At 67.1% G+C, this 24733-nt stretch carries 20 protein-coding genes and 1 other annotated feature; of the genes, 11 read left to right on the plus strand and 9 right to left on the minus strand.

All coding sequences use genetic code 11. The features are described 5' to 3' along the window. The first annotated feature begins 206 nt into the window (after positions 1–206). The 6 genes from gap (at position 207) to NS365_RS13710 (ending at position 6330) form a co-directional block, all read left to right on the plus strand. Complete coding sequence (gene gap, locus NS365_RS13685) at positions 207–1220, plus strand: type I glyceraldehyde-3-phosphate dehydrogenase (RefSeq protein WP_058600828.1); 1014 nt, start codon at positions 207–209, stop codon at positions 1218–1220. 5 nt (positions 1221–1225) lie between these two features. Further along, positions 1226–1786, plus strand: a complete 561-nt coding sequence (locus tag NS365_RS13690) for a putative glycolipid-binding domain-containing protein (protein ID WP_058600829.1) — start codon at positions 1226–1228, stop codon at positions 1784–1786. A 45-nt stretch (positions 1787–1831) separates the two neighbouring features. Next, positions 1832–3025 (plus strand): phosphoglycerate kinase, encoded by a 1194-nt coding sequence (locus NS365_RS13695; protein WP_058600830.1) that lies wholly within the window; start codon positions 1832–1834, stop codon positions 3023–3025. Between the two features lie 25 nt (positions 3026–3050). Next, positions 3051–3776 carry an SGNH/GDSL hydrolase family protein gene (locus NS365_RS13700; RefSeq protein WP_058600831.1) on the plus strand — a complete coding sequence of 242 codons (726 nt, stop codon included), beginning with the start codon at positions 3051–3053 and terminating at the stop codon, positions 3774–3776. 254 nt (positions 3777–4030) lie between these two features. Further along, entirely contained in the window at positions 4031–5836 is a 1806-nt protein-coding gene (locus tag NS365_RS13705; protein ID WP_058600832.1) for a glucan ABC transporter ATP-binding protein/ permease, read from the plus strand. A 71-nt stretch (positions 5837–5907) separates the two neighbouring features. Next, the gene (locus NS365_RS13710; protein ID WP_058600833.1) at positions 5908–6330 is read left to right on the plus strand and encodes a VOC family protein; all 423 of its coding nucleotides are present in this window, start codon (positions 5908–5910) and stop codon (positions 6328–6330) included. 7 nt (positions 6331–6337) lie between these two features. On the opposite strand, the gene NS365_RS13715 is transcribed toward NS365_RS13710, so the two are convergent. Further along, complete coding sequence (locus tag NS365_RS13715; protein ID WP_058600951.1) at positions 6338–7369, minus strand: ligase-associated DNA damage response exonuclease; 1032 nt, start codon at positions 7367–7369, stop codon at positions 6338–6340. Between the two features lie 135 nt (positions 7370–7504). Here NS365_RS13715 and NS365_RS13720 point away from each other — a divergent pair, with 135 nt between their 5' ends. The 4 genes from NS365_RS13720 (at position 7505) to NS365_RS13735 (ending at position 12372) form a co-directional block, all read left to right on the plus strand. Beyond that, positions 7505–8422: a class I SAM-dependent DNA methyltransferase gene (locus NS365_RS13720; protein WP_058600834.1), complete on the plus strand. Its 918-nt coding sequence runs from the start codon at positions 7505–7507 to the stop codon at positions 8420–8422. Between the two features lie 154 nt (positions 8423–8576). Further along, entirely contained in the window at positions 8577–9212 is a 636-nt protein-coding gene (locus NS365_RS13725) for a YitT family protein (protein ID WP_058600952.1), read from the plus strand. Positions 9213–9411: 199 nt separating this feature from the next. Then, complete coding sequence (locus NS365_RS13730; protein ID WP_153003772.1) at positions 9412–9771, plus strand: hypothetical protein; 360 nt, start codon at positions 9412–9414, stop codon at positions 9769–9771. A gap of 54 nt (positions 9772–9825) precedes the next feature. After that, positions 9826–12372, plus strand: coding sequence for a ligase-associated DNA damage response DEXH box helicase (locus NS365_RS13735; protein WP_058600836.1), 2547 nt, complete (start codon positions 9826–9828; stop codon positions 12370–12372). On the opposite strand, the gene NS365_RS13740 is transcribed toward NS365_RS13735, so the two are convergent. Together NS365_RS13740 and NS365_RS13745 are read right to left on the minus strand one after the other, a co-directional pair. Then, positions 12360–13532: an HPP family protein gene (locus NS365_RS13740; protein ID WP_058600837.1), complete on the minus strand. Its 1173-nt coding sequence runs from the start codon at positions 13530–13532 to the stop codon at positions 12360–12362. The genes NS365_RS13735 and NS365_RS13740 overlap by 13 nt on opposite strands. Positions 13533–13639: 107 nt before the next feature. Next, positions 13640–15124: a SulP family inorganic anion transporter gene (locus tag NS365_RS13745; protein ID WP_058600838.1), complete on the minus strand. Its 1485-nt coding sequence runs from the start codon at positions 15122–15124 to the stop codon at positions 13640–13642. Between the two features lie 81 nt (positions 15125–15205). Beyond that, positions 15206–15258 (minus strand) — a sequence feature (sul1 is cis-regulatory element that is thought to sense ions involved in sulfur or methionine metabolism; They are found in Alphaproteobacteria). Between the two features lie 126 nt (positions 15259–15384). Here NS365_RS13745 and pdeM point away from each other — a divergent pair. After that, on the plus strand, positions 15385–16104 hold the full coding sequence (pdeM, locus tag NS365_RS13750; RefSeq protein ID WP_058600839.1) for a ligase-associated DNA damage response endonuclease PdeM: 720 nt from the start codon (positions 15385–15387) through the stop codon (positions 16102–16104). Here the strand turns inward: pdeM and NS365_RS13755 are convergent. From NS365_RS13755 to NS365_RS13780, 6 genes are all read right to left on the minus strand, one after another. Next, the gene (locus NS365_RS13755; RefSeq protein WP_058600840.1) at positions 16068–17768 is read right to left on the minus strand and encodes a DUF4166 domain-containing protein; all 1701 of its coding nucleotides are present in this window, start codon (positions 17766–17768) and stop codon (positions 16068–16070) included. The genes pdeM and NS365_RS13755 overlap by 37 nt on opposite strands. 37 nt (positions 17769–17805) lie before the next feature. Continuing rightward, a complete protein-coding gene (locus tag NS365_RS13760; RefSeq protein ID WP_058600953.1) occupies positions 17806–18231 on the minus strand; it encodes a thiol-disulfide oxidoreductase DCC family protein in 426 nt (141 codons plus the stop codon). Between the two features lie 80 nt (positions 18232–18311). Further along, a complete protein-coding gene (locus NS365_RS13765; RefSeq protein ID WP_058600841.1) occupies positions 18312–18806 on the minus strand; it encodes a DUF3429 domain-containing protein in 495 nt (164 codons plus the stop codon). A gap of 4 nt (positions 18807–18810) precedes the next feature. Next, entirely contained in the window at positions 18811–19620 is an 810-nt protein-coding gene (locus NS365_RS13770; protein WP_058600842.1) for a TIGR02186 family protein, read from the minus strand. Then, a complete protein-coding gene (locus NS365_RS13775; protein WP_058600843.1) occupies positions 19617–20546 on the minus strand; it encodes a sulfite exporter TauE/SafE family protein in 930 nt (309 codons plus the stop codon). Before NS365_RS13775 ends, NS365_RS13770 begins: the two co-directional genes overlap by 4 nt. Positions 20547–20664: 118 nt before the next feature. After that, on the minus strand, positions 20665–24627 hold the full coding sequence (locus NS365_RS13780) for a peptidoglycan-binding protein (RefSeq protein WP_058600844.1): 3963 nt from the start codon (positions 24625–24627) through the stop codon (positions 20665–20667). Between the last annotated feature and the right edge of the window lie 106 nt (positions 24628–24733).

Below are 24733 nucleotides of genomic sequence, written 5' to 3' on the forward strand. Positions count from 1 at the left end.
TTCGCCCAGAGGCCCGCTTCCCCCTCGCGCCCGGCCGCAAGCCGTTTGAGCGCGTTCGGCGCGCCCGGTGCGGCGGGCATCGCCTTCTCCTGACCTCGTTTTGCCCGGCGCCCGCCGGCGCCACGCCATCTCAGCCCGCCGCGCTCTCCGGAGCGCCGGCGAATTCGGACGAAGCTTCCCGCCTCGTCCTTCAGGAAAGGAAGACCATGGCAGTACGTGTCGCCATCAACGGATTCGGCCGCATCGGCCGCAACGTTCTCCGCGCCATCGTGGAGTCGGGCCGCACCGACATCGAGGTCGTCGCGATCAACGATCTCGGCCCGGTGGAAACCAACGCCCACCTCATCCGCTACGATTCGGTCCATGGCCGCTTCCCCGGCACGGTGAAGGTCGACGGCAACACGATCGACGTCGGCCGCGGCCCGATGCGTGTGACCGCCGAGCGCGATCCCAAGAATCTCCCCTGGGGCGAGATGGGCATCGACATCGCGATGGAATGCACGGGCATCTTCACCGATCCGGCGAAGGCCTCGGCCCATCTCGAAGCGGGTGCCAAGAAGGTGCTGATCTCCGGCCCGCTGACCAACGCGGCCGACGAGAAGACCGTGGTCTTCGGCGTCAACCACGACACGCTGACGGCCAACGATAAGATCGTCTCCAACGCGTCCTGCACGACCAACTGCCTCGCGCCGGTCGCCAAGGTGCTGCATGAAGCGATCGGCATCGACACCGGCTTCATGACGACGATCCATTCCTACACGGGCGACCAGCCGACGCTCGACACGATGCACAAGGATCTCTACCGCGCCCGCGCGGCGGCCCTGTCGATGATCCCGACCTCGACCGGCGCGGCCAAGGCGCTCGGTCTCGTCCTGCCCGAACTCAAGGGCAAGCTCGACGGCTCGTCCATCCGCGTGCCGACCCCGAACGTTTCGGTGGTGGACTTCAAGTTCGTCGCCAAGCGCGCCACCACGATCGAGGAAGTGCAGAACGCCATCCGCGCGGCCGCCGACGGCCCGCTGAAGGGCATTCTGGGCTACACGCTCGACCCGAACGTGTCGCACGACTTCAACCACGACCCGCATTCCTCGGTCTTCGCGATGGACCAGACCAAGGTCATGGACGGCACCTTCGTGCGCATCCTCTCCTGGTACGACAACGAGTGGGGCTTCTCCAACCGCATGTCGGACACCGCGCTCGCCATGCACAACGCGGGCTGAAACCCATGAGCTTCCAGCCCCTTCTCGCGCGCGATGTCCGCTGGGCGCCCGTGTCCGGGGCGGGGCTGGAGCATCTGCATCTGACGACGACGCCGGACGGCGTCGTCGCTCGCTCCGTCGTGATCGGTGAGCGTGGCGGCCGGCCGTACGGCGTATCGTATGAGCTTCGCCTCGATGCCGAATGGCATGTCCAGAGCTTCGATATCCGCGCCGCGCATGGCGACCGGCTGGCGCTGACGCAGAGCGCGCCGGGCTTCTGGATCGGCTCTGACGGCACCGAGCGCGCGGACCTTGCCGGCTGCATCGACATCGACCTTGCCGGCACGCCCTTCACCAACACGCTGCCGATCCGGCGCCTCGGCGAGCGCTTGACGGAGCCGACCGAGCTTCGAATGCTCTACGTGCCCTTCGACACGTTCGAGCCAGTTGTGGACGAGCAGCGCTACACCGAGATTTCCGAGCGCCTGTTCCGCTACGAGGCAGTGGATCGCAGCTTCGCGGCGGAGCTACCCGTCGATGAGGACGGGCTCGTGCTCGACTATCCGACCCTGTTCAAACGCCTCTAGAATTCACGCGTCCGACCACGCTTTTCCTTGCTTTGGAGCCATGAGATGACCCTCTTCAAGACGCTCGACACTGCCGACCTTCAGGGCAAGCGCGTTCTCGTGCGGGTGGATCTCAACGTTCCCATGAAGGACGGCAAGGTGAGCGATGCCACGCGCATCGACCGCATCCTGCCGACCATCCGCGAAATCTCCGACAAGGGCGGCCGCGTTCTGCTTCTCGCCCATTTCGGCCGGCCCAAGGGCAAGGTCGATCCCGAGCAGTCGCTCGGCCCCATCGCGCCGGTTCTGGCGGAAAAGCTCGGCCGCCCGGTGGGCTTTGCGGAAGACTGCGTCGGCCCGGTGGCGGACGGGATCGTCGCCAATATGCAGGATGGCGACGTCCTGCTTCTGGAAAACACCCGCTTCCATGCCGGCGAGGAAAAGAACGACGAGGCTTTCGTCTCGCAGCTCGCCTCGCTGGGTGATGTCTATGTGAACGACGCCTTCTCAGCTGCGCACCGCGCCCATGCTTCGACCGAAGGCCTCGCCCATCACCTGCCCTCCTATTGCGGGCGCACGATGCAGGCCGAGCTGGAAGCGCTCGAAAAGGGCCTCGGCAACCCGGAAAAGCCCGTGATCGCCATTGTCGGCGGTGCCAAGGTCTCGACCAAGATCGACCTTCTCCAGAACCTCGTCGCCAAGGTGGACTGCCTTGTGATCGGCGGCGGCATGGCCAACACGTTCCTGGCGGCCCAGGGGATCGATGTCGGCAAGTCGCTCTGCGAGCATGATCTCGCCGACACCGCCCGCCAAATCCTGGAAAAGGCCAAGGCGGCGAACTGCACAATCCTGCTGCCGACCGACGCGGTCGTGGCGCGCGAGTTCAAGGCCAATGCCGCGAACGAGACGGTGTCTGTCTCCGCCGTTCCGTCCGACGCCATGATCCTCGATGTCGGCCCCGCCAGCGTCGAGGCGATTTCGGCCTGGATTGACAAGTCGAAGACCCTCGTCTGGAACGGCCCGCTCGGCGCCTTCGAAATCGAGCCCTTCGACCGCGCCACCATGGCAGCGGCGCGCCATGCGGCCGACCGCACGGCGGCCGGTCAGCTCGTGTCGGTCGCTGGCGGCGGCGATACGGTGGCCGCGCTCAATCAGGCCGGCGTGGCCGAGCGCTTCACCTATGTATCGACGGCGGGCGGCGCCTTCCTGGAATGGATGGAGGGCAAGGCCCTGCCGGGCGTCGAAGCGCTCAAGGCCTGATTCACTCGAGAAAGGGGCGTTTTTCGTGAAGGATACGCTTCTCTCCTGGCTGCTCCTGCCGGTCTATATCTGGCAGGGCATCGGCATTCGCCGCCGCATCGAGCGAATGCCGCCGGCGGCCGGCCCCCATAGCGGGCAGGTCGGCGCGGGCGAGGACGCGCCCGCCATTCGCCTTCTCCTGATCGGCGATTCCTCGGCGGCCGGCGTCGGCGTGGACCGGATCGAGCAAAGCCTCGCGCCGCGTCTGGCCGAGCGCCTCTATGCGCTGACGGGCGCGGTGGTCGCGTGGCGTGCGGCAGGCTCGAATTCGGCGGTCTGCGCCGAAGTGCGCGATTTCGTTGTGCCCAATATCGCGCGCGAGGGTTTCACCCATATCGTCTTGTCGATCGGCACGAACGACGTGAAGAATTTCCACTCGGCGCGCCGTTTCAAGCGCAGCTTCGGCACGCTGCTTTATGCCCTGCGCGCCCGCTGGCCGGAAGCGCGCATCGTCTGGTCGCCGCCGGTGGACATGCTGCGCGTGCCCGCCCTGCCGCGCGGCCTCGCCCTGGTGCTGGAACTGCGCAGCCGCATTTTGAGGCGCGTCGGAACGCGTCTTTGCCTGGAGCGCGGGGCTATTCCCGCCACGCAGATTCCCCGCGTCGAGCCGGCCGGCTTCTCGCGCGACGGGTTCCACGCCTCGGTCGAAGGCCATGCCTATGTGGCCGGCCATCTGGCGGCCTATGTGCTGGGCGACATGACCCACGCCTGAGCGGATCAAGGGGCGTTCGAGCCCTCCGATCACGCGTCCGGGCCAAATCGAAACAAAGCATAAAAAAATTTCATCGAGCACGATGCAGTCGCGCATGATTCGCGCCGCACTCTATGTTTAAGAGCGGCGCTTAGCGCAGCCTCTCACGGTTTCAAGAGCTCAAGATGAGTTTTCGGAGCCCGGCGAAAGAAAGCCGCGCAGCCCGCTTTCAGCCTTCGCCCCGATGCGGTCGGCGCGACTTCGGATGCCTCGCCATGTCTGCCCTGTCCAAGACCCTGTCCGCCTACGCCCAAGCCCTCACCCTCCTCGCCCCAGAACGCGGCAAGGCGATCGGCATCGTCCTCGCCGGCATGGCGGTGGCCGGCATTCAGGTGGCCGAGCCCGTGCTCTTCGGCCATGCCATCAACGCGCTGCTTTCGGGCGGTAACGCGCTCTCGCTCGTCCTCGTCTGGGGCGCGGCGAGCTTCGTCTCCTTCCTGTCGGCCATGGTGATCTCGCTCCTAGCGGATCGGCTGATGCATCGCCGCCGCCTGTCGGCCATGGCAACCTTTCTGGAACATGTCCTCGCCCTGCCCGCCTCGTTTCATTCGCGCTCGCAGTCCGGCCGGCTGATGCGGGTGATGATCTCGGGCGTCGATACGCTGTTCGGCTTCTGGCTGCCGCTGTTTCGCGAGCAGATCGGCAATATGGTGGCGCTGACCATCCTGCTGCCCGTTGCCTTCTGGATGAACTGGCGCTTGGCCTCGCTGCTCGGCGTGCTGATCGTCGTCTATACGCTGGTCAATCTCGCCGTGGTGAAGCGCACCTCGGGCGGGCAGAACGAGGTGGAAGGTCACTTCACCGAGGTTTCGGGCACGGTCGGCGAACTCTTCGGCAATGTCTCGATGCTGCAAAGCTTCCTTGCCGTGCCGCGCGAGCTTCATTCCGTGCGCTCGTCGCTCGACCGTATCCTCGCCGCGCAATATCCCGTTCTCAACTGGTGGGCGGTCATGTCGGTGCTGACACGGGGCGCGTCGTCCATCTCGATCGTCTCGATCTTCGCCTATGGCGCCTTCCTCGCCTCGCGCGGTCAGGCTTCGGTGGGTGAGATCGTCTCCTTCGTGGGCTTTGCGACGCTCCTGATCGGCCGGCTCGACCAGTTCACCGGCTTTCTCATGGGCCTGTTCGGCCGCGCGCCCATGCTGGTGCAGTTCTTCGCCGTCCTGCGCGAGCGCACCGATGTCGTGGAGTTCACGGACGCCCAGCCGCTGGCCATCACGGAAGGGCGCGTGCGCTTCGAGAACGTGACCTTCCGCTACCCGGAAGGCTCGGGCGCGGTGCGCGGCATCTCCTTCGAGGCCGCGCCCGGCGAGACGGTTGCGATCGTCGGCCCGACCGGCTCGGGCAAATCCACAGCGCTCGCCCTTCTCCAGCGCGCCTACGACCCCGAACAGGGCCGCATCACCATCGACGGGCAGGACATCCGCAACGTCACGCTGACCTCGCTGCGCGGCTCCATCGGCGTCGTGTTCCAAGAGGCCGGGCTTTTCAGCCGCACGATCCAGGAGAATATCGCGATCGGCCGGCCGGAAGCCACGATGGCCGAAATCGAAGAAGCGGCAAAGCTCGCCGGCGCGCTGGACTTCATCCAGCGCAAGGACGACGGGTTCGCCTCAATGGTGGGCGAGCGGGGCGCGGGGCTTTCGGGCGGCGAGCGCCAGCGCCTCGCCATCGCCCGCGCGCTTCTGAAAGATGCGCCGATCCTGATCTTGGACGAGGCGACCTCGGCGCTCGACACGGCGACCGAGACCCGGCTTCAGGCCGCCTTGGAGCGGCTGCGCGCGGGGCGCACCACCTTCGTGATCGCCCATCGCCTCTCCACCATCCGCTCGGCGGACAAAATCATCGTGCTCGACGGCGGCCAGATCATCGAGACCGGCACGTTCGACGATCTGGTGGCGCAGGGCGGCGTCTTCGCGGGTCTGGCGCGCGATGCCGGCGTCTCCTCGCTGCGCCGGCCGCTGCCCGAAACGGCGCAGGACAACGAAGCCGAGACGACGTTCCGCGAGGCTGCGGAATAAGATTAGGATGGAGCGGGGTCGGCCCCGCTCCTTTCGGACTGGCGGCTGCGGGCGACCCGGGAGGAAACATCATGCAGCCCCTGATCTTCATCAATCTGCCCGTGCGCGATCTGGCAGCCTCCATCGCCTTCTACAAGGCGCTCGGCTACCGGCGAAATCCGCAGTTTTCTGACGAGACGGCCGCCTGCATCGTGGTGTCGGAGGTGATCCACGTCATGCTGCTGACCCATGAGAAGTTCATGCAGTTCTCGCCGCGCCCGATCTCCGATGCCCATGCAAGCGCGCAGGCGCTGTTCTGCCTGTCGGCGGAGAGCCGCGCGGCGGTGGACGAGCGCGTCGCCCGAGCGACACAGGCCGGCGGCACGGCCGATCCGACGCCGACCCAGGAGTTCGGCGTCATGTACGGTCGCTCCTACGAGGACCCGGACGGCCATATCTGGGAGGTGATGTGGATGGACCCGGCCACCATTGCAGGCGAACCGGCTTCGTCCTGACGCTCCCCTATTCCGACTCGTCCTCGTAGCCGACGAGATGCAGGGGGCGGGCGCGTACGCCGCGAAGGGAGCACCAGCGCACCAGGGCCTCCTCGCGCCCATGCGTGACCCAGACCTCCTGTGGGGCGATCTCCGCGATGGTCTCGATCAGCTCGTCCCAGTCGCAATGGTCCGACAGGATCAGCGGCAGCTCGACGCCGCGCTGGCGCGCTCGCCCGCGCACGCGCATCCAGCCCGATGCGAAACAGGCGACCGGGTCTGGAAAGCGCCGCGCCCATTTGTCGGCAAAGGCGGAAGGCGGGCCGACGACGATCGCGCCGGCGAACTCCCCCTTGGCCGCGCCCTCCTCGCTCTTGCCGCGCGCGATCGTGGCGGGGCGCAGGTCGCCGAGCGCGATGCCCTCGCTCTCGTAGAAGTCGCAGAGCTTCTTCAGCGCGCCATGGATATAGATCGGCGCGTCATAGGCTTCCTCGCGCACCATGCGGATGACGCGCTGCGCCTTGCCCAGCGCATAGGCGCCAACGAGATGCGCGCGCTCGGGAAACTGCTTGGTGGAGGCGATGAGCTTTCGCACCTCGCCGCGCGAATCCGGGTGGCGGAACACCGGCAGCGCGAAGGTCGCCTCGGTGATGAAGACATCGCAGGGCACGGGCTCGAAGGGCTCGGCCGTCGGGTCTTCGCGCCGCTTGTAGTCGCCGGACGCCACGATCCGCATTCCGCCCCATTCCACGAGGATTTGCGCCGAGCCCAGCACATGGCCGGCCGGATGGAAGGAGACCGTAACGCCGTTGACGTTGATCGCCCGCCCCCAATCGGCCACCTGCCGCGCCCCGGCAAAATCCTCGCCATAGCGCAGCGCCATGATCGAGAGCGTGCGCCGCGTCGCCAGAACATGGCTGTGGCCCGAGCGCGCATGGTCGGCATGGCCATGGGTGATCAGCGCGCGCTCCACCGGGCGCACGGGGTCGATATAGAAGCCGCCGGGCGGGCAATAGAGCCCTTCGGGCGTCGGGCGGAGCAGGTCTTCGAAACGGGCCATGGGCATGAGATAGAGGCCGGCAGCGCGAGCGGAAGCGCCTACGGGAAAGCTAGGCCCTCTCAAGCGGAAAATCCGCTTGCGCGCGGCGGAGCCCGGCCCGATAAGCGCATCGCCCCTCCCCGGAAGACAGACCCCGTGTCCCAAGACTCTCACCGTTCCGGCAACCCGCTGGCCGACCGGCGCGCCGACTATGCCGAATCCTATGCCGGCGCGCGCGACTATGTGGCGGCGGCCGATCTGATGCGGCAGGCCGTGGACCTCGCGCCCGGCTGGACGCTCGGCCGGATGCGCCTCGCCGCCTTTCTGGAGGAAACAGGCGAGCGGGACGAGGCGCTCTCGCTCTACCGCGCGGTCGTCGGACAGGACGAGGCCGACCCTTATGGCGCGGGCCTGAAGCTCGCCGCGCTGGGGGCCGCCCCCGTGCCCGGCGCGCCGCCGCCCGCCTTCGTCGCCGGCCTGTTCGATCAATATGCCGAAGGGTTCGAGACGGCGCTGGTGAAGCGGCTGGGCTACCGCGTGCCCGATCTCCTGTTCGACGCGGTGATGGCGCAGTGTCCCGAAGAGCGCTTTGCTCGCGCCATGGATCTCGGCTGCGGCACGGGGCTGATGGGCGAGCGGCTGCGCCCGGTCTGCGGCGCGTTGCATGGCATGGACCTCTCCCCCGGCATGCTGGAGCAGGCGCGGCGCAAGCGGCTCTACGATCATCTGGCGGAAGGCGACGTGGCATTGGCCGAAGCGCCCGACGGCGCGCCTTACGACCTTCTGACGGCCGCCGATGTCCTCACCTATCTCGGCGATCTCTCGCCGGTCTTCGCGCGGGCGGCCCGGCTTCTGTCCCCCGGCGGCCTGCTCGCCTTCTCGGTGGAAGCCGACGACGCGGCAGAGGGCGGCTACGCGCTTCGCCCTTCCTTACGCTACGCCCATGCGCCGGCCGCGCTCGCCGCGCAGTTGGACGCGGCGGGTTTCATTCTTCTGTCGGAGCGGCGCGAGGAATTGCGGCGCGACCGGGGCGAACCCGTGCGCGGTGCACTGATGGTCGCTCGAAGACGGTAGAACGCCCTCGGCAACGCGCCGCAGCGAGGGCCTTTGCACTGCACCATCGCGGCGTTACCCTGGACATCAGAAGAACAGCAGGCAGCGGGTTTCCCCCTTGAACGCATCGTCCAACCAGATCGCCACGCCCGAGGACGAGCAGCACGAAACCGAGATGCTGCGCCGCGCCCACCGCTTTGGCAATTGGGCGGCCACCGCCACGAAGCACAGCCCCTGGGAAGACGCGCTCGGCATCATCGCGGGCGTCACGCTGACGGCGCTCGGCATCGCCATTCTCGGTCAACTCGGCTTTCTGACCGGCGGCATGGCGGGTCTCGCCTTCGTCGTCCACTATTGGACCGGCTGGAATTTCGGCCTCGTCTTTTTCGTGCTCAACCTGCCCTTCTATGTCCTCGCCATCGGGCGCATGGGGCGTGCCTTCACGATCAAGACTGCCTTCGCCGTCGCGCTTCTCTCCGTCATGACGGCCTTCAGCGGCGACTTCATCCGCTTCGCCAGCGTCCAGCCGCTGCTCGGCGCCTGTCTCGGCGGGCTTCTGATCGGCTTCGGCCTGCTGGCGCTGTTTCGTCACCGTTCCTCGGCCGGCGGCGTCGGCATCCTCGCCGTGTATTTGCAGGACCGCTTCGGCTGGCGCGCGGGGCTGACGCAGCTCGGCGTCGATCTGCTCGTGCTGGTCACGGCCTTTCTCGCCGTCTCGCCGCTGGCAGTCTTCTATTCCGTGCTCGGCGCGCTGGTTCTGAACCTGTTTCTCGCCATCAATCACCGCGCCGATCGCTATCTCGCCCGTTGAACAATATGTCCAAATTGAAGCAAAGCCTGCAAGCTTACTGAAGTTTCATCCCGCTTCGATTGACGAATCTCTCGCCGAGGCGCCTGCCTCCTCTGACTTCCCGTTGGGGAAAGTCGAATTTCAGAGGATCGGGAAGACGATGAGATATAAGATTGCCGCTCTTTCAGCTTCACTGTTGACTTTGCCTTTGTCGGGCTGCGTGACGACCAGCGCAGACGGCGTCAAAGTCACTCAGGCGCATGTCACCGTTGCAGCGGGTGAGCGGACGCAAATTCGCAAGAATTGGTCCATCGCCAATGATTGCTCGGCCGATGGCCTCCCGAAGGTGCGCGTGACGCAGCCGCCGGCCCATGGGCAGATTTCCATCGTCAACGAGGATGTGTACCCCAACACGACCTCACGCCGGTTCGCCAAATGCCGAACGCATAAGGTCAAGGGCACTGCCACCTATTATACGCCCAACAAGGGTTATGTCGGCAACGATCAGGTTCGGCTTCGCCAATCCTATGTCGTCGATGGCGTGACCGACACGGACGTTTATATCAAGGTCGTGCGGTAGGACGCACCCTCACCCTCCCTTCTCGGACGGCGATCCCCGCTTACATAAGAGCGCGTGTCCATCGCGCTCGCTTCCCCGCCCACTCTCCTCCCTCCACGCTTTGCCGAGTGGTTCGCGGCCAAGGGCTGGAGCCCGCGCCCTCATCAGCTCGACCTTCTGGAGCGCGCAGAACTGGGCGCTTCCGTTCTTCTGATCGCGCCGACCGGGGCGGGCAAGACATTGGCGGGCTTCCTGCCCTCGCTGGTCGATCTCGCGCGCCGGCCGAAGCGGGTGCCCGGACGCAAGCCGCCCGGCGTCCACACGCTCTACATTTCGCCGCTGAAGGCGCTCGCCACCGACATCCACCGCAATCTGGAAAAGCCGGTGGAGGAGATGGGCCTCTCCATATCTATGGAAGCGCGCACCGGCGACACGTCGCAATCCAAGCGCCAGCGCCAGAAACTGAAGCCGCCCGACATTCTGCTGACCACGCCCGAACAGCTCGCCCTTCTGATCGCGAGCCCGGACGCCGACATTTTCTTCTCGGACCTCAAGACCGTGATCTTCGACGAGTTGCACTCGCTCGTCGCTTCCAAGCGCGGCCATCTTCTGGCGCTCGGCCTCGCGCGCTTGCGCAAGCTGCGGCCCGAGCTTCGCACGGTCGGTCTTTCGGCCACGGTCTCCAATCCCGACGAATTGCGCCAATGGCTGGTGGCGCAAGCGCCCGGCACCGCGCCCATGGCCGATCTCGTGACCGTGGACGGCGGCGTGAAGCCGGAGATCACGATCCTCAAATCCTCGGCCCGCGTGCCCTGGCAGGGGCACATGGCGCGCTACGCCATGCCGGAAATCTACGAGGCGATTCAGGCGCACCGCACGACGCTGCTCTTCGTCAACACGCGCTCCCAGGCCGAGCTTCTGTTTCAGGAGCTGTGGCGCATCAACGAGGACACGCTGCCCATCGCGCTCCATCACGGCTCGCTGGATGTGACGCAGCGCCGGCGCGTGGAAGCGGCGATGGCGGCCAACGAGCTGCGCGCCGTGGTCGCGACCTCGACGCTCGATCTCGGGATCGACTGGGGCGATGTCGATCTCGTGGTGCATGTCGGCGCGCCCAAAGGGGCCTCGCGCCTCGCCCAGCGCATCGGCCGCGCCAACCACCGGATGGACGAGGCCTCCAAGGCCATTCTCGTGCCGGCCAACCGGTTCGAGGTCATGGAATGTCAGGCGGCGCTCGACGCCAACTATCTCGGCGATCAGGACTCGCCGCCGATGCGCGAGGGCTGTCTCGACGTGCTCGCTCAGCATGTTTTGGGCATGGCCTGCGCCGCCCCCTTCCGCGCCGACGATCTGCATCGCGAGGTGACGGCTGCCCTGCCCTATCGCGATCTCGACCGCGAGACCTTCGACCGCGTGGTGGATTTCGTGGCGACGGGTGGTTATGCGCTGCGCGTCTACGAGCGCTATGCGAAGATTCGGCTGACCGAAGACGGGACATGGCGCGTGACGCACCCGGCCGTCGCGCAGGCCTATCGTATGAACGCGGGCACGATCATCGAGTCGGAATCGCTTCTGGTGCGCCTCATCCGCGCCAAGACCAAGTCGGGCATGGCGCGCGGCGGGCCGGTTCTCGGCAAGATCGAGGAAAACTTCCTGGAGACGCTGGCTACCGGCGACACGTTCCTGTTTTCCGGTCAGGTCCTGCGCTTCGAGGGCATCCACGAGATGGAATGTCTCGTCACCAAGACGCACGACGACGAAGCCAAGGTGCCCTATTACGGCGGGCAGAAATTCCCGCTGACGACCTTTCTGGCCGAGAAGGTCCGCGAGATGCTGGCCGACCCCAAGAAATGGGGCAGCCTGCCCTCACAGGTCGGCGAATGGCTGGCGATCCAGAAGCGCAAGAGCGCCATTCCCGGCCCGAACGATCTGCTGATCGAGACCTTTCCCAACGGCAATCGCTTTTTTCTGGTGGCCTATCCCTTCGAAGGGCGGCTGGCGCATCAGACGCTCGGCATGTTGCTCACGCGCCGGCTGGAGCGCGCCCGCGCCAAGCCGCTCGGCTTCGTCGCGACCGACTACGCGCTCTCCATCTGGGGCCGGGCCGATATGGGCGCGATGATCGGGGATGGCCGCCTGTCGCTGGACGATCTCTTCGACGAGGACATGCTGGGCGACGATCTGGAAGCCTGGATGGCGGATTCCTGGCTCCTGAAACGCACCTTCCGCCAATGCGCCATCATCAGCGGCCTCGTCATGAAGAACCAGCCGGGGCGCGAGAAGACCGGGCGGCAGATGACCGTCTCGTCCGATCTCGTCTATGACGTGCTGCGCGCGCACGAGCCGGACCATATCTTGCTGCGCGCCACCTGGGCGGATGCGGCGACCGGCCTTCTCGACGTGCGCCGCGTCTCGGACCTGCTCGGGCGCATCAAGCGCCATATCCTGCACAAGGATCTCGAGGAGATTTCCCCCCTCGCCGTGCCGATCATGCTGGAGGCGGGCCGCGAGCGCATCGAAGGCGAGGCGCGCGACGATCTGCTCGCCGAGGCCATGGAGGAGGACCTCATCATCAAGGCGCTGGGCGAGGTGAAGGACTTCCGCTCGAATTATCTGGGCTGAGCGTCCGCCGCCTCCGCCCGCCGGTCGCTTTCGGCGAGGAGCGCGACGATCAGGTCGGATTGCGAGACGATGCCGGCCAGCCGCCCGTCCGGCTCCACCACGGGCAGATGATGCAGGCCTGTCGCGGCCATGAAGCGCACGAGGTCGGCCAGCGGCGTGTCCGGCGAGACGGTGCGCACCGGGCTCGTCATGATGTCTTCGATGGAGCCATTAGGCGCGCGCATCCGGTTGAGCGTCAGTTGCAGCCGCCGGCCGACGCCGAGCCTGGGACCGCGCGGACCCCAGGTCGGCTTGTCCAGAAGATCGGTCTGGGTCACGATCCCGACCACGCGCGCGTCCTCAGTGGTGACGGGCAGAGACTTGATATGGTGCGAGCGCAGAAGCTCCAGCGCCTCTGCCATCGGCGCGTCGGGCGCGATGGCGACCACATCCCGCGACATGATCGAGGCGCAGCTCATCTGACCCGAGCGGCGGCGATAGGAGCGGATTTCGGCCTGCCGGAGGATGGTTTCGAGATCGCCGCGATCGACGTCGAGCAGCTGGTCATATTCGGCCAGAACCGCGTCGAGGTCTTCCGAGGTGAAGCCGACGCGCGCGGCGGGCGATTTGTCGGCGGTCTGTCGGCTTGGCACCGCCGCAAGCGGCCGGTGCGGATAGGTGCGCCCCGCCATGCGATTGAACACGATGGCGACGATCACCATCAGAAGCGAATTGGCCATGACGGGCCAGAGAACGAAACCATAGCCGAGTGTGTGAATGCCGGGGCCGCCGAGCACGGCCGTCAGCGCCACCGCGCCGCTCGGCGGATGGAGGCAGCGTAGGCCCATCATCAGGGCGATGGCGATACCGATGGCGAGCGCGGCCCCCACGAAGGGGTCGGGTACCAGCAGGGCCACGCTGACCCCGACCAGCGAGGACACGAGATTGCCGCCGATGATGGACCAGGGCTGGGCCAGCGGGCTGGCCGGCACGGCGAAGAGCAGCACGGCCGAAGCGCCCATCGGCGCGATCAAGACGGGCAGCGCGCTGCCGGGTCCGAGTGCGAGACGGCACACGATGCCGGTCAGTAAAATGCCGATCAGCGCGCCGAACGCGGAGCGAAGCCGCTCCTTGACGCTGACCGGCGGGGACGAGGGAAGAAAGGACGCGAAGACACTCATAGCGCCCCTTATCGACGGGACGTGAAACCGTGCCAAGAGGCCCTGAGAGAACCGGCGTCGCCCGCTGCACCGGAGAGCAGCGGGCCACGGGGATCAAGACCCTGCGGTCAGTGTCCGGCCGTCAGCTCCAAAGCGTCGGCTCGGTTCTGGATCGTCAGCTTGTCGACCATCGTGCGCGAGGCCTCGTTCAGACCGACGGTTTCCACCTCAACACCTGCCTTGCGGAAGCGCAGCACCACCTTGTCCAGCGCGCCAACGCCCGTGAGGTCCCAGATATGGGCGTGGGTCACATCGATCGCGACGCGCTCCAGCTTTTCCCTCACATCGAAGCTCTCGATGAAGCGCCCGGCCGAGGCGAAGAAGACCTGCCCCTCGACACGGTAGGTCCGCGTCCGCCCATCGGCCGAAAGCTCGGACGAGACGGCGAAGATCTGCGCGATCTTGGAGGCGAAGAAGAGGCCGGACAAAAGCACGCCCGCAAAAACGCCGAGCGCCAGATTGTGCGTCCAGACCACGATCACCACGGTCGCCACCATGACGACGGAGGAGCGGCGCGGATGGGTGACGAGGCTTTTGAGCGAGCCCCAGTCGAACGTGCCGATCGAGACCATGATCATGATCGCGACGAGCGCCGGCATGGGGATCACGGCGACCCAGTCTCCCAGCACCACGATCAGGAACAGAAGCGCGACGCCGGCAAAGAAGCAGGACAGACGCCCGCGCCCGCCCGAGCGGATATTGATGCCGCTCTGGCCGATCATGGCGCAGCCCGCCATGCCGCCGAAGAAGCCGGTGACGGAATTGGCGATGCCCTGCCCCACGCATTCGCGGTTCTTGTCCGACCCCGTGTCGGTGAGATCGTCTACGACCTGCGCGGTCATCAGCGATTCCAGAAGGCCGACCAGCGCGATGCCCACGGAATAGGGCGCGATGATGCGCAGCGTCTCGAAGGTGAAGGGCACATCCGGCAGGAGGAAGACCGGCAGGCTGGAGGGCAATTGCCCCATGTCGCCGACCGTGCGCACTTCGATGCCGAAGACGAGCGCGGCCGCCGTGATCACAACGATCGCGACGAGCGGCGACGGCACGGCCTTGGTGATCCGGGGGAAGAGATAGATGATGGCGAGCGCACCCGCGCAGAGGACATAGGTCATGGCGGGCACGCCGATCAGCTCGGGCAGCTGGGCCATGAAGATGAGGATCGCCAGCGCGTTGACGAAGCCGGTCATGACCGAGCGCGAGACGAAGCGCATGAGATCGCCGAGCCGGCAGAAGCCCGCGACGATCTGGATGAGGCCGGCGAAGATAGTCGCGGCGAAGAGATATGGGAGGCCGTGGTCGCGCACCAGCGTGACCATGAGAACGGCGGTCGCGGCGGTGGCCGCCGAGATCATGCCCGGCCGGCCGCCGAAGATGGAAATGAGAACGGCGATGGAAAAGGAGGCGTAGAGGCCGACCTTCGGATCGACGCCCGCTATGATGGAGAAGGCGATGGCCTCGGGGATCAGCGCCAGGGCCACGACCAGCCCGGACAGGAGATCGCCCCGGACATTGCCGAACCATTCGGCACGCCAATTGCGTGTTGAGAACATGGGGAAACAACGAAATCTCGACGACGTCCCACCGGCCATATCAGGCGCGCGGCGGTCGCATCACACTATCAACGTCGTCTGGATGGGCCGAGGGATAGGCGCCCGGCATAGCCACTTGGTGACCCAAGTCCTTGTGCGCGACCATGACTGCCTCATTTCGCCGGACGAATCAAGCCGAGCCCGAATGCCGCACCGCCTTGTCTTTGCCATGGATGTGGATTCACAAAGGAACAAGAGAAGAACGGGTCAGGCAGACGCGCATGAACATGATCGACCGGCGCTTCGGACAGGCGAGCGGCGAAGGCGTGGAGACCACGGTGAATGGTGGGCGCCTGGTCTGCCACCCCTGCGGCACGCTGTTTGCGCCCGAGTTCGGCCTGCTGATCGTGTCGGATCTGCATCTGGAAAAAGGCGCGGCCTTTGCCCGGCGCGGAATGATGCTGCCGCCCTACGACACGGCGGCGACGCTGGCGCTGCTTGCCGGCACGATCACGCGTCTGAACCCTCGCCATGTCGTGGCGCTGGGCGACAGTTTTCACGACCGGCACGGCGCGGCTCATATGCCCGAGCCCTTCCGCGAGCGCTTGGGCGCGCTGATGGCGGGCCGGCGCTGGACCTGGATTTCCGGCAACCACGACCCCGAGCCCCCGGCGGGTCTGAGCGGCGACACGGCCGAGACGATCGAACTCGGCCCCTGGACGCTCCGCCACGAGCCCTCGCCCCGCCCCTGCGCTGGCGAAATCGCAGGGCATCTCCACCCCGTGGCGCGGGTGTCCGGTCGGGGACGCTCGGTGCGCGGGGCGTGTTTCGCCACGGACGGCGAGCGCATGATCATGCCCTCCTTCGGCGTGACGACGGGTGGGCTGAACGTCCTCGATCGCGCCTTCAACGGACTGTTTCGGCCCGAACAGGCGAAAGCCTATGTGATCGGCACCGCGCGCATCTACCCGATCCCGTTCCGCGCGCTCTCGGCGGGCTGAGCCCTCGGCGCTTCGAGCGACAGCGACCCGCGATAATGGACGATCGGCCCGATCCAGGGCGCGCGGATATTGATGTCGAAGACGAAGCGATCGTCCCGCGCCGTCTCGATCATCTCGCCCCCCGGCAGGAGGCAGGCGGGCATAGGCAGGCCGGCGAGCGTCCAGCGCCTCGGCACCAGACGCAGCCGATCCCCTTCGCAAAGTAGCGCGACGGAAAAGCGGGCGATTCCGAATTTCTCGATCAAGAGAAACTGGTCCCGACCCGTTCCGGCCCATTGAACCGAGCGCAAGGTCTTGCCGCCGATCCGCCGCGTCCAGCGCTCGACCTCGCCATCGGGCGCGAAGGTCACGGAGGCCGGCACTGCGTCGCCCGTTCGGGGAAAGCCTGTGAGGGCGCAGATCAGCCGCGCCGCGAGCCCCTGTCCCCGTCGCACCTCGGCCGTGCCGACCCAGCGGCTCGTGGCGCGCCCGCCGTGCAGGGCGCGGATTACGGGCGGGAGCGTGTCGAAGGCCGGCCCCAGAACGCGGCGATAGATGGTGTCGCAGCTTCGCTCCTCACGAAAGCCCGTCGTGATCGCCCGGTTCTGGAACAAGGCGTCGTAATCGGCGAGGTCCAACGCATGAACGGCCGAGCGCGCGCCCGGCGCGGACCGCTCGCCCTTCAGGCGCTTGCGGATCAACGCCTCAATTGCCATGGACGGGATGAACGGGCCGTCATCGCCTTCCGCCAGAAGATGCCAGCTCTTGACGAGTTCCCGCCCCTCCCGCGTTCCCGTTACGCGCACGATCATGCCGCCGCGATGCTCGCCGAAGCGCATCCGGTTCAAGACGGCGTAGAAGAGCGGCGACAGGGGCGTCAGGGCGGGCAGACCGAAGCGCGCCCGCGCGCGGGCGAGGCCATTCAGGATCCGATGAAGCAATCCGGGGATCGGCCCCGCGCCCATCCAGATATCGGACATTCCGGGATGCTCGGGCGGAATGACCTGAAGATCGGGAACATCCACCAGTGAGAACCGGCGGCTATGGAGCGGCAGCTGGCTGGGAACGGCGATGGTAAAGCGCCGGCTTTCCGTCAGCCCCTTGGCCACGAACGGACGGCCGCCCCGGCGCAGCTTCACCGGGGCGCCGGCATAGGACACCACCGCGCGCATGACATTGAGGCCGACCCCGGCAAAGGGCGATGGCGCAATGCCGCCTTCGACGGAGCGGATCTCCATGCTCCGCCCGATTTCACGCAGGACGGCGGCGGTGAGAACGGGAAAGCTGCTGACGCCGGAGAGGATGGAAACCCCGCCCGCCTTGGCGCGCGCGTCGAAGCGCGACACGCCGAAGACGAAAGCGGCGGCATCCGCGAAATCGAGATAATCGACGCCTTCAGCCAGACAGGCTTCGATCACGGGGTAAGGGTCGTCCCCGTAATTCTGAAACGGACCGGACGCATCCACCACGAGATCGGGCCGGTGCGCGGCGAGCGCGTCCGCGATTTGCGCGCGGTCGAGCGCGAGAGGCTGGACGCGGGCCGCGCCCCGATAGGCCGCGCAGAAGGCCTCGGCCCGCGCAAGGCTGCGCCCGGCAATCAAAAGGTCGAGCGCTTCGACATCGGCGAGAAGCGTCGCCAGCCGCCCACCGAAGGTGCCGTAGCCACCGAGGATCAGAACCTTCATGCGAACAGGCTTCGCAAAAGGCGAACGGGCCGCTGCCTCACAGGATGCGATCGCGCATATGGGCAGGCGCGATCCAGCAGGTGTCTCGCTTGCCGAAGATCTTGTAGCGATGGCGCGCGACGAAGCGATAAACGGGATCGCGGATCACCGACGGCACGATCCGAAAGAGCGCCGCGAGCTTCCAGGGATAGCCGAGCCGCTCATAGATGCTGAGCACGGCGTCGCTGTCCCGCCTCATGCGCTCACCCTCCACGATGATCATGCTGGAGGGATCGTTCGGATCCATGCCGTGCCGGCGATAGAGCGCCTGCCCCACCTCCCCTTGCATGGAGGCCAGGCGAAACACGGCCCGGCGATCCCGCTCCAGAACGAAGCGCGCATTGGCCGAGCAGAGAACGCATTCGGCGTCGAACAGGATGATCGGGCCGGCGCTGTCGCCGGGGGAGCGGGGCGAGGACATCATGCTGGAGTTGTAGTCCATTGCGCCGGAAAAATGGAGTCGCGCCGCTCCATTTCGCTCCGGCGGATGGCGGTTCCAGCCGCTTAGAAGGCGACGGGCTGGCTCGTGGCGAAGGCGACCGCCACCATGCAGAGCACCACGACCACGGTCAGCACCAGTCGGAGCTGCGCGTACCAGGGCGCGGCGATGCGCCCCTCGCGCGTCGCGGTATAGTCCCAGACGCCCTGCACGCAGAAGGCGACGGCGAAGCCGACGAAGTTCCACGGCTGGGGAAGCTGGATGCAGACCCAGCCTGCGAGCGCCGGCAGAACCGAGAGCGCTAGCGTCGTCGGGCTCTTGCGCGGCGTCTCGTTCAGCGCCGCGCCCCAGCGCGCGCCGCCCAGAAAGGACAGGATGACCGCCGCCCAGGCGGACACGGCCAGCCAGAGATAGGACGGGTCCGCGATCTCCGAATAGGTCGCGATCAGGAGCGATCCCACGACGAAGGGCACGAGCCCGCCGACTCCCAGAATCCAAGCGGCGCGAACGAACTGGTCGGCGCGCGAGCGAAGCGGGGCGTCGTGAGAATTGGTCTGCATGTGGTCAGTCCCGTTTGAACATGAGGCGGCCGAACCAGCCGGTGAAAACGGCGACCATCACGGCCACGAGGCCGTAGAGCGCGCCGTTGCGGGCGGCAAACACCGAAATCTGGTTTTCGATCCCGGTCTTCACGACCCAAAGATCCTCCGACCGCTCACGGACGAAAGACCCTTCCCGGAATAGAATAGCGCGCGCGACATGCCGGCCCACGGGCAGGTCGGCCGGAAGCGCCAGATTGGCGCGAAACAAGGTGGCGCTGACGAACTCGATCGCGCCTGATGTTTCGCTGTAGAGCCCACTTTCGGTCTTCAGCCGAAACAGCGCGTCGGCATATTGCTGGGTGTCGCTGCGCTGCCCCTTGGTCGGCGGGGTGCGTTCGAAGGCCTGGTTCTGCGTGCCGATGCCGAGCTGGCGCAGCGTCACAGCCGGGGCGATGTCGCGGATCGGCCGCGTGGAGGCGAGCGCATAGGAGGCGGGCACAGCCTCGAACCGCTCCGAGCCCCGGTTGATCCAGATGCCGAAGGTGCGCTTCTTCTCGCGCACCACGAGATTGCTGCGTGGCCCCTCCAGGATCACCACGATGTCGTAGCGGCCCTGACGCATGACACGCGGATCGGCATTGTCGAGCGCGCCGAAGACCACGAGCCGCTGCCCGCCGGACGAGGCGCCGACCGCAATCGTCTCCGTGGACAGCCCGATCTGGAAGCTTTCGGGCACGGGCGGCGGATCGCTGGGTGCTGGCGCGGTTTGTGCCGAGGCGCAGAGCGGCGCGCCGAGAAGCGAAAGGGCGAGGAGAAGCGCGCGCCCCTTCATCCGCTTTCTCCGCTCGGCAGGCTGATCGAGAAGATTTCTCCCGGCACCACCACGAGTTCCACGAACAGGCGCACGGCCACCGCCAGCACCAGGAGCGCCAGAAGCGCACGCAGCTGCTCCCCGCGCAGCTTGCGTCCCGCTTCCGCGCCGAACTGCGCCCCGACAACGCCGCCGATCATCAGGAGGAAAGCCAGCACCACGTCCACCGTGCCGTTGCTGGCGGATTGGAGCACGGTCGTCACCGCCGCCGTGAACATGATCTGGACGAGCGACGTGCCGATCACGACGCTGGTCGGCACGCGCAGAAGATAGATCATGGCCGGCACCATGATGAAGCCGCCGCCCACGCCCATGACCGAGCCGAGCACACCGATCGCAAAGCCGAGGCCGAGCACGGGCACGACCGAGACATAAAGCTTGGAGCGCTTGAAGCGCATCTTGAACGGCAGGCGGTGCACCCAGCTGTGCTGGCCGGTGCGCCGGATTTCGCCCGAGCCGCCGCCCTTGACCCGCCTGATCGCGCGCAGGCTCTCGGCCAGCATCAACCCGCCCACCGTACCGAGCAGGATGACGTAGAGAACCGAGACGGCGAAATCGAGCTGCCCCAGACGCCGAAGGAGCGAGTAGAGCCAGACGCCGAGGCCGGACCCGACCGCGCCGCCGAGGATCAGCATGAAGCCGAGCTTCAAATCCACCGTGCCGCGCTTGTAATGGGCGAGCGCGCCGGACACCGACGAGGCGATGACCTGATTGGCGCCGGTCGCGACCGCGACAGCGGGCGGGATGTTGTAGAAGATCAGAAGCGGCGTGATCAGGAAGCCGCCACCTACCCCGAACATGCCCGACAGGAAGCCGACGGCCGCCCCCATCCCGACGATGATGAAGATGTTGACCGAGATTTCGGCGATCGGAAGATACAGCGTCACGGAGGTCGGCTCGCCGATGTCGGTTGCGCACGGGCAAAAAGAAAGGGCAGCCCTGTCTTTGGGCCGCCCTTTCCGTCAAGTCAAATCGATTGCGCCTGGCTGTCGAGCCCTTTCGCGATCAGCTGTCCTTGCGCTCCAGAAGAGCGCGGATCAGCGGCTCGTCGATCTGCCCGGTGGTCTGAAGGCCGGTCTTCTCCTGGAACTTGCGGATGGCGGCGGTGGTCTGCTCGCCGACCACGCCGTCCGGGCGGCCCGGATTGTAACCGAGCTTCAGGAGAATGGCCTGCACGTTGCGGATCGCCTTGCTCATGTCGACCGAGGCGGTCTGGCCCGACTTCTCGTTCCAGCTCGCAGGGATATCGACCGTGTTGGCGGCGTCGATGCGCGGCTCGGGCTTCCAGGCCGCCGTTTCGGCGTCGATCTGGGCGCGGAGTTCGGGAGCGAGGCTCTTGCCGACCTCTTCCATCTTGTTCTGAGCGTCCTTGTCACCGGCCGCGCCGACGATGCGGAACCAGCGATAGGACTCGCCGAGATTGGGCTCGACGCCCACACCGCGCGCATACAGGATGCCGAGATTGTACTGGCTGTCGCGCATCCCGTGCTGGGCGGCCCGCAGGAACCATCCGGCCGCAGCCTTGGGGTCCGATGCGCCTTCGATGCCGGTGGCATAGAGAACGGCGAGATTGTGCATGGCGCGGATATTGCCCTGGTCAGCTGCGAGCCGATACCAGTCGCGCGCCGCGCCCGTGTCGCGCGCCACGCCATTGCCCTTCTCGAAGAGCGTGCCGACGCTGTACTGCGCCGGCGCATAGCCGCGCGAGGCCGCCTGACCGAACCAGGCCATGGCGGCCCTCGGGTCGGACGGGGCGGCGCGGCCTTCCATGACGCGCAGACCCACCTCGAACAGCGCCATCGGCTCGCCTTCGACCGCGGCGGTCTTCAGCGCCGCAGGGCCGATCTTCTCGGGCAATGTCGGCAGAGCGCCCTGCGCATCGGCGGGAAGCTTGGACTGAGCGGCCACGAGAAGCGGCGACGCCGAACCAGCGTTCGTCGCGTCGGCGGCGGGCGCAACGTCGGCGGCGGGCGCTGCCGGCGCGACGGACGCGGTTTCGATCGGGGACGTATCGGCTTGCGCGACCGTTACGGCTGCGTCCTCGACCTTCGCCACGGATGTGTCTTCGGCAGCGGGCATCGAGGCTTCCACGACGGGCGCGGGCGCTGTCTCGGCCGATGGCGCGCTCGTTTCCGTCGCCATCGCGGCAACCTGCGGCTCGGACACGGGCGTCACGATCTCGCCGGTGCGCTCGGGGCTGGCCTGTTCGGGCGGGGTCTCGGCGGGAGCCTCGGGCGCGGGAGCCGCCATGGTCGGAGCGGGCATGATCTCGGATGCCGAGCCGGTGGCCGGACGCTCGAGAGCGGGAGCGGACAGGGTGTTGTTCACCGCATCATTGTGCGAGGCGAGATAACGCTGGCCGAGCGGGATCGCCATCAGCGCCAGAAGAACGGCGCCGACCGCCATCAGGATCGGCTTGCGACGGCGGCTCGCGCCATCGACCTCGGGATCGGCCATCGACGCATCGGACTTCAGCGCTTCGGCTTCCGCCGCCGCCGCCATGGCGGCCTTGCGGGCCGCCGCGATGAAATCGGCTTTGGCGACCGGATCGGAGGCTTCCGCACCGGCGCGCTGCTGGGTGCGAACGCGCTCGATCAGAGCGGCGATGTCCGGCACGCCGGAGCCGGGCTCCAGCGGGCGATCGGCCTCGCGCTCGACGAAGCTGTCGGCGGCGTCCAGCGACGGGGCCTCGACCTCGAGCGAGGGCTCGGCGCGCGGGGGAACCGAAACGGCTTCGGGCTGCGGGCGAATACGGTCGGCCAGGCTCGGCTTGGCTTCTACCGGCTTCTCGGCGCGTCGCAGACGGCGAGCAAGCGCGCCGCGCAGGCCGCGCGACTCCTGCTGCTCGGTCTCGTCCTCGATCGGGTCGATCTCGGCCACCGTCTCGAACGTCGGGTCAGCGGCGACCGGCGTTTCGACGAAGGCGACAGGGCTCGGGGTCATGGCGGGCTTGGAAGCCGCCTGCCCGCGCTCCAGACGCAGGTCGCCCTCGATCGTGGTCAACCGATCGACGATCTTGACCAGCGTGGCGTGAACGGCGTCGAACACGCCGACCGCGCGCTCGTCGGAGCGGCGGCAGAGTTCTTCCAAGCGGCGCAGATCGTCGGCGAGATCGCGGACATAGGCGTTCTGGCGATCGTTCTCGCCGGCCTGCATCCGGCGCACGGCCTCTTCGGCGGCGGCGCGGGCTGCGGCCACGACGCTGTCGCGATCTTGGTCGAACTTCTGCTCCAGGGCTTCCAGACGCTGGGCGACCTCGGACGAGTCCGACTCCAAAAGCGCCGGCGCGCCCGCCAGGATTTCGGCCAGACGGCCGATCTGCATTTCGAGCGAGCGGATGACGTCGTTATCGACACCGACCGCGCTGGCCGATTGTTCGAGACGCTCGGCCAGGGCCTGAAGACGAGCCTCCAGCGCGTGAGAGGCGATCTCGCCGCCGGTGGTCTTGAACAGACGCTCGACGCGCTCCGACAGGCGGTCGATGCGCGAGCCCAGTTCGTCGGCGGCCGGGCGGGCCGAAAGCTCTTCGATCTGAGCCGACATGGCGGCGATCTGCGCTGACAGAAGCTCGGCATCGCCCGCTTCCGCGATCTGATCGACGCGGGCCGCCAGGTCCATGACACGCGCTTCGATGCGCTGAAGCGGGGCGGCCGCCATCTCGCCGGACGCCGACAGACCGCCATTGAGGATCGCGGCCGAGATTTCGTCCAGACGCTCTTCCAGAAGCGCGAAATGGCTGAGGTCGGGCTCGCGGATTTCGGCCGCCAGCGTCTCGATGCTGCTCGCCAGCGCCTGGATGCGGCCTTCCATCTGGTCGAGCTGGAGGATTTCGGGCAGGCCCACCAGCGCGCGCTCGACTTCGCCCATGCGCTCGGACAGGCGGCTGATGCCCGCTTCCAGATCGCGGATCGGCAGCTTGGCCGTCATCGCCTCGAAGCGCGCCTCGATGGCCGCTCCGCTGGCTTCGGAGGCCAGAGCGTCGAGCTTGGAGCGCAGCGTGTCCAGCTCGCCCTTGAGAATGCGCGTCAGCGTTTCTTCGGTCTGGCTGCGCACCGTATCGACATAGCGCGCCTCGAACTCTTCCCAGCGCTGCTGGACGGCGAGGATCTGCTCCTCGGTCGAAAGCGAGCGGAGCGAGCCGCGCAGGCGCTCCAGCTCGACACGCAGGTCGCGCTGGGCCTGGCTGTCGAGCTCGATCCGGGCCGCGATGCGCGCCTCGAACTCGTCCCAGCGGCGCTGCACGGCCTGAACCGATTCCTCGCGCGCCATCTGCGCCACCAGCGAGGACACGGTGTCGAGCTCGGCCCGCAGCTCCATCAGCGAGGCCTGATCGGCGTTGCTGGCGGTCAGCTCGGTGAGCTGTTCCATAATGGAGAAGATTTCGGCGCCGATCTTGTCCGCGCCCTTGGACTCGCCGACCAGACGCTTGATCTCGCCCAGCGACTTGCGCATGTCCTCGAAGCGCAGCGACAACTGGGCATCGGCCACGCTTTCGTGAATCTCGCTGCGCAGCGTGCTGAGGTCTTTCGCCAAGCTCTTGACGGCGGCGAGCGTCGCGCCTTGCGCCTGCAGCTGCTCGACTTCGCCGGCCACATGGCCAAGACGCTTCTCGACCGAAGGCGCTGGAGCGCGCGGGGCCGGCCGGGGGCGCGGCGCGGGTTGGCCGGAGGCGGGGTCGGAATCCATCTGGCGCTCCAGCGCGATGCTGGACGTGCCTGCGCCGAGCGCGGGACGCGCGGCACGGCGCTGCGCCGAAATGGCGCGCAGGCGCGCCGCGGCGTCCTGGGCCGAATGGTCCTCGATGGCCACGGCCTCCTTGGCGTCCTCGGTGGGACGCTTACCCATCGAAAGCCGCGTCAGCCGGGCTTCCAGGTCTTCCAGCGTCTTGGATAGAGACGTGAAGGACCCTTCCGCCGCGGGCGCGTCGACATCGGCCCTGGCCTTCAGCTGCGGATCGTTGCGAGACATGCCGTCTTCCCCTTCGTCCAACAAGCGAGCGGCTGACAAGGGCCTGCGATGGGCCAGAAGCGCTGCCGCTGGGTTGGCGATCCGTTAAGATCGAACCTCATCGTTA

The sequence above is a fragment of the Aureimonas ureilytica genome (genome assembly GCF_001475935.1).
GTDB lineage: Bacteria > Pseudomonadota > Alphaproteobacteria > Rhizobiales > Rhizobiaceae > Aureimonas > Aureimonas ureilytica_A.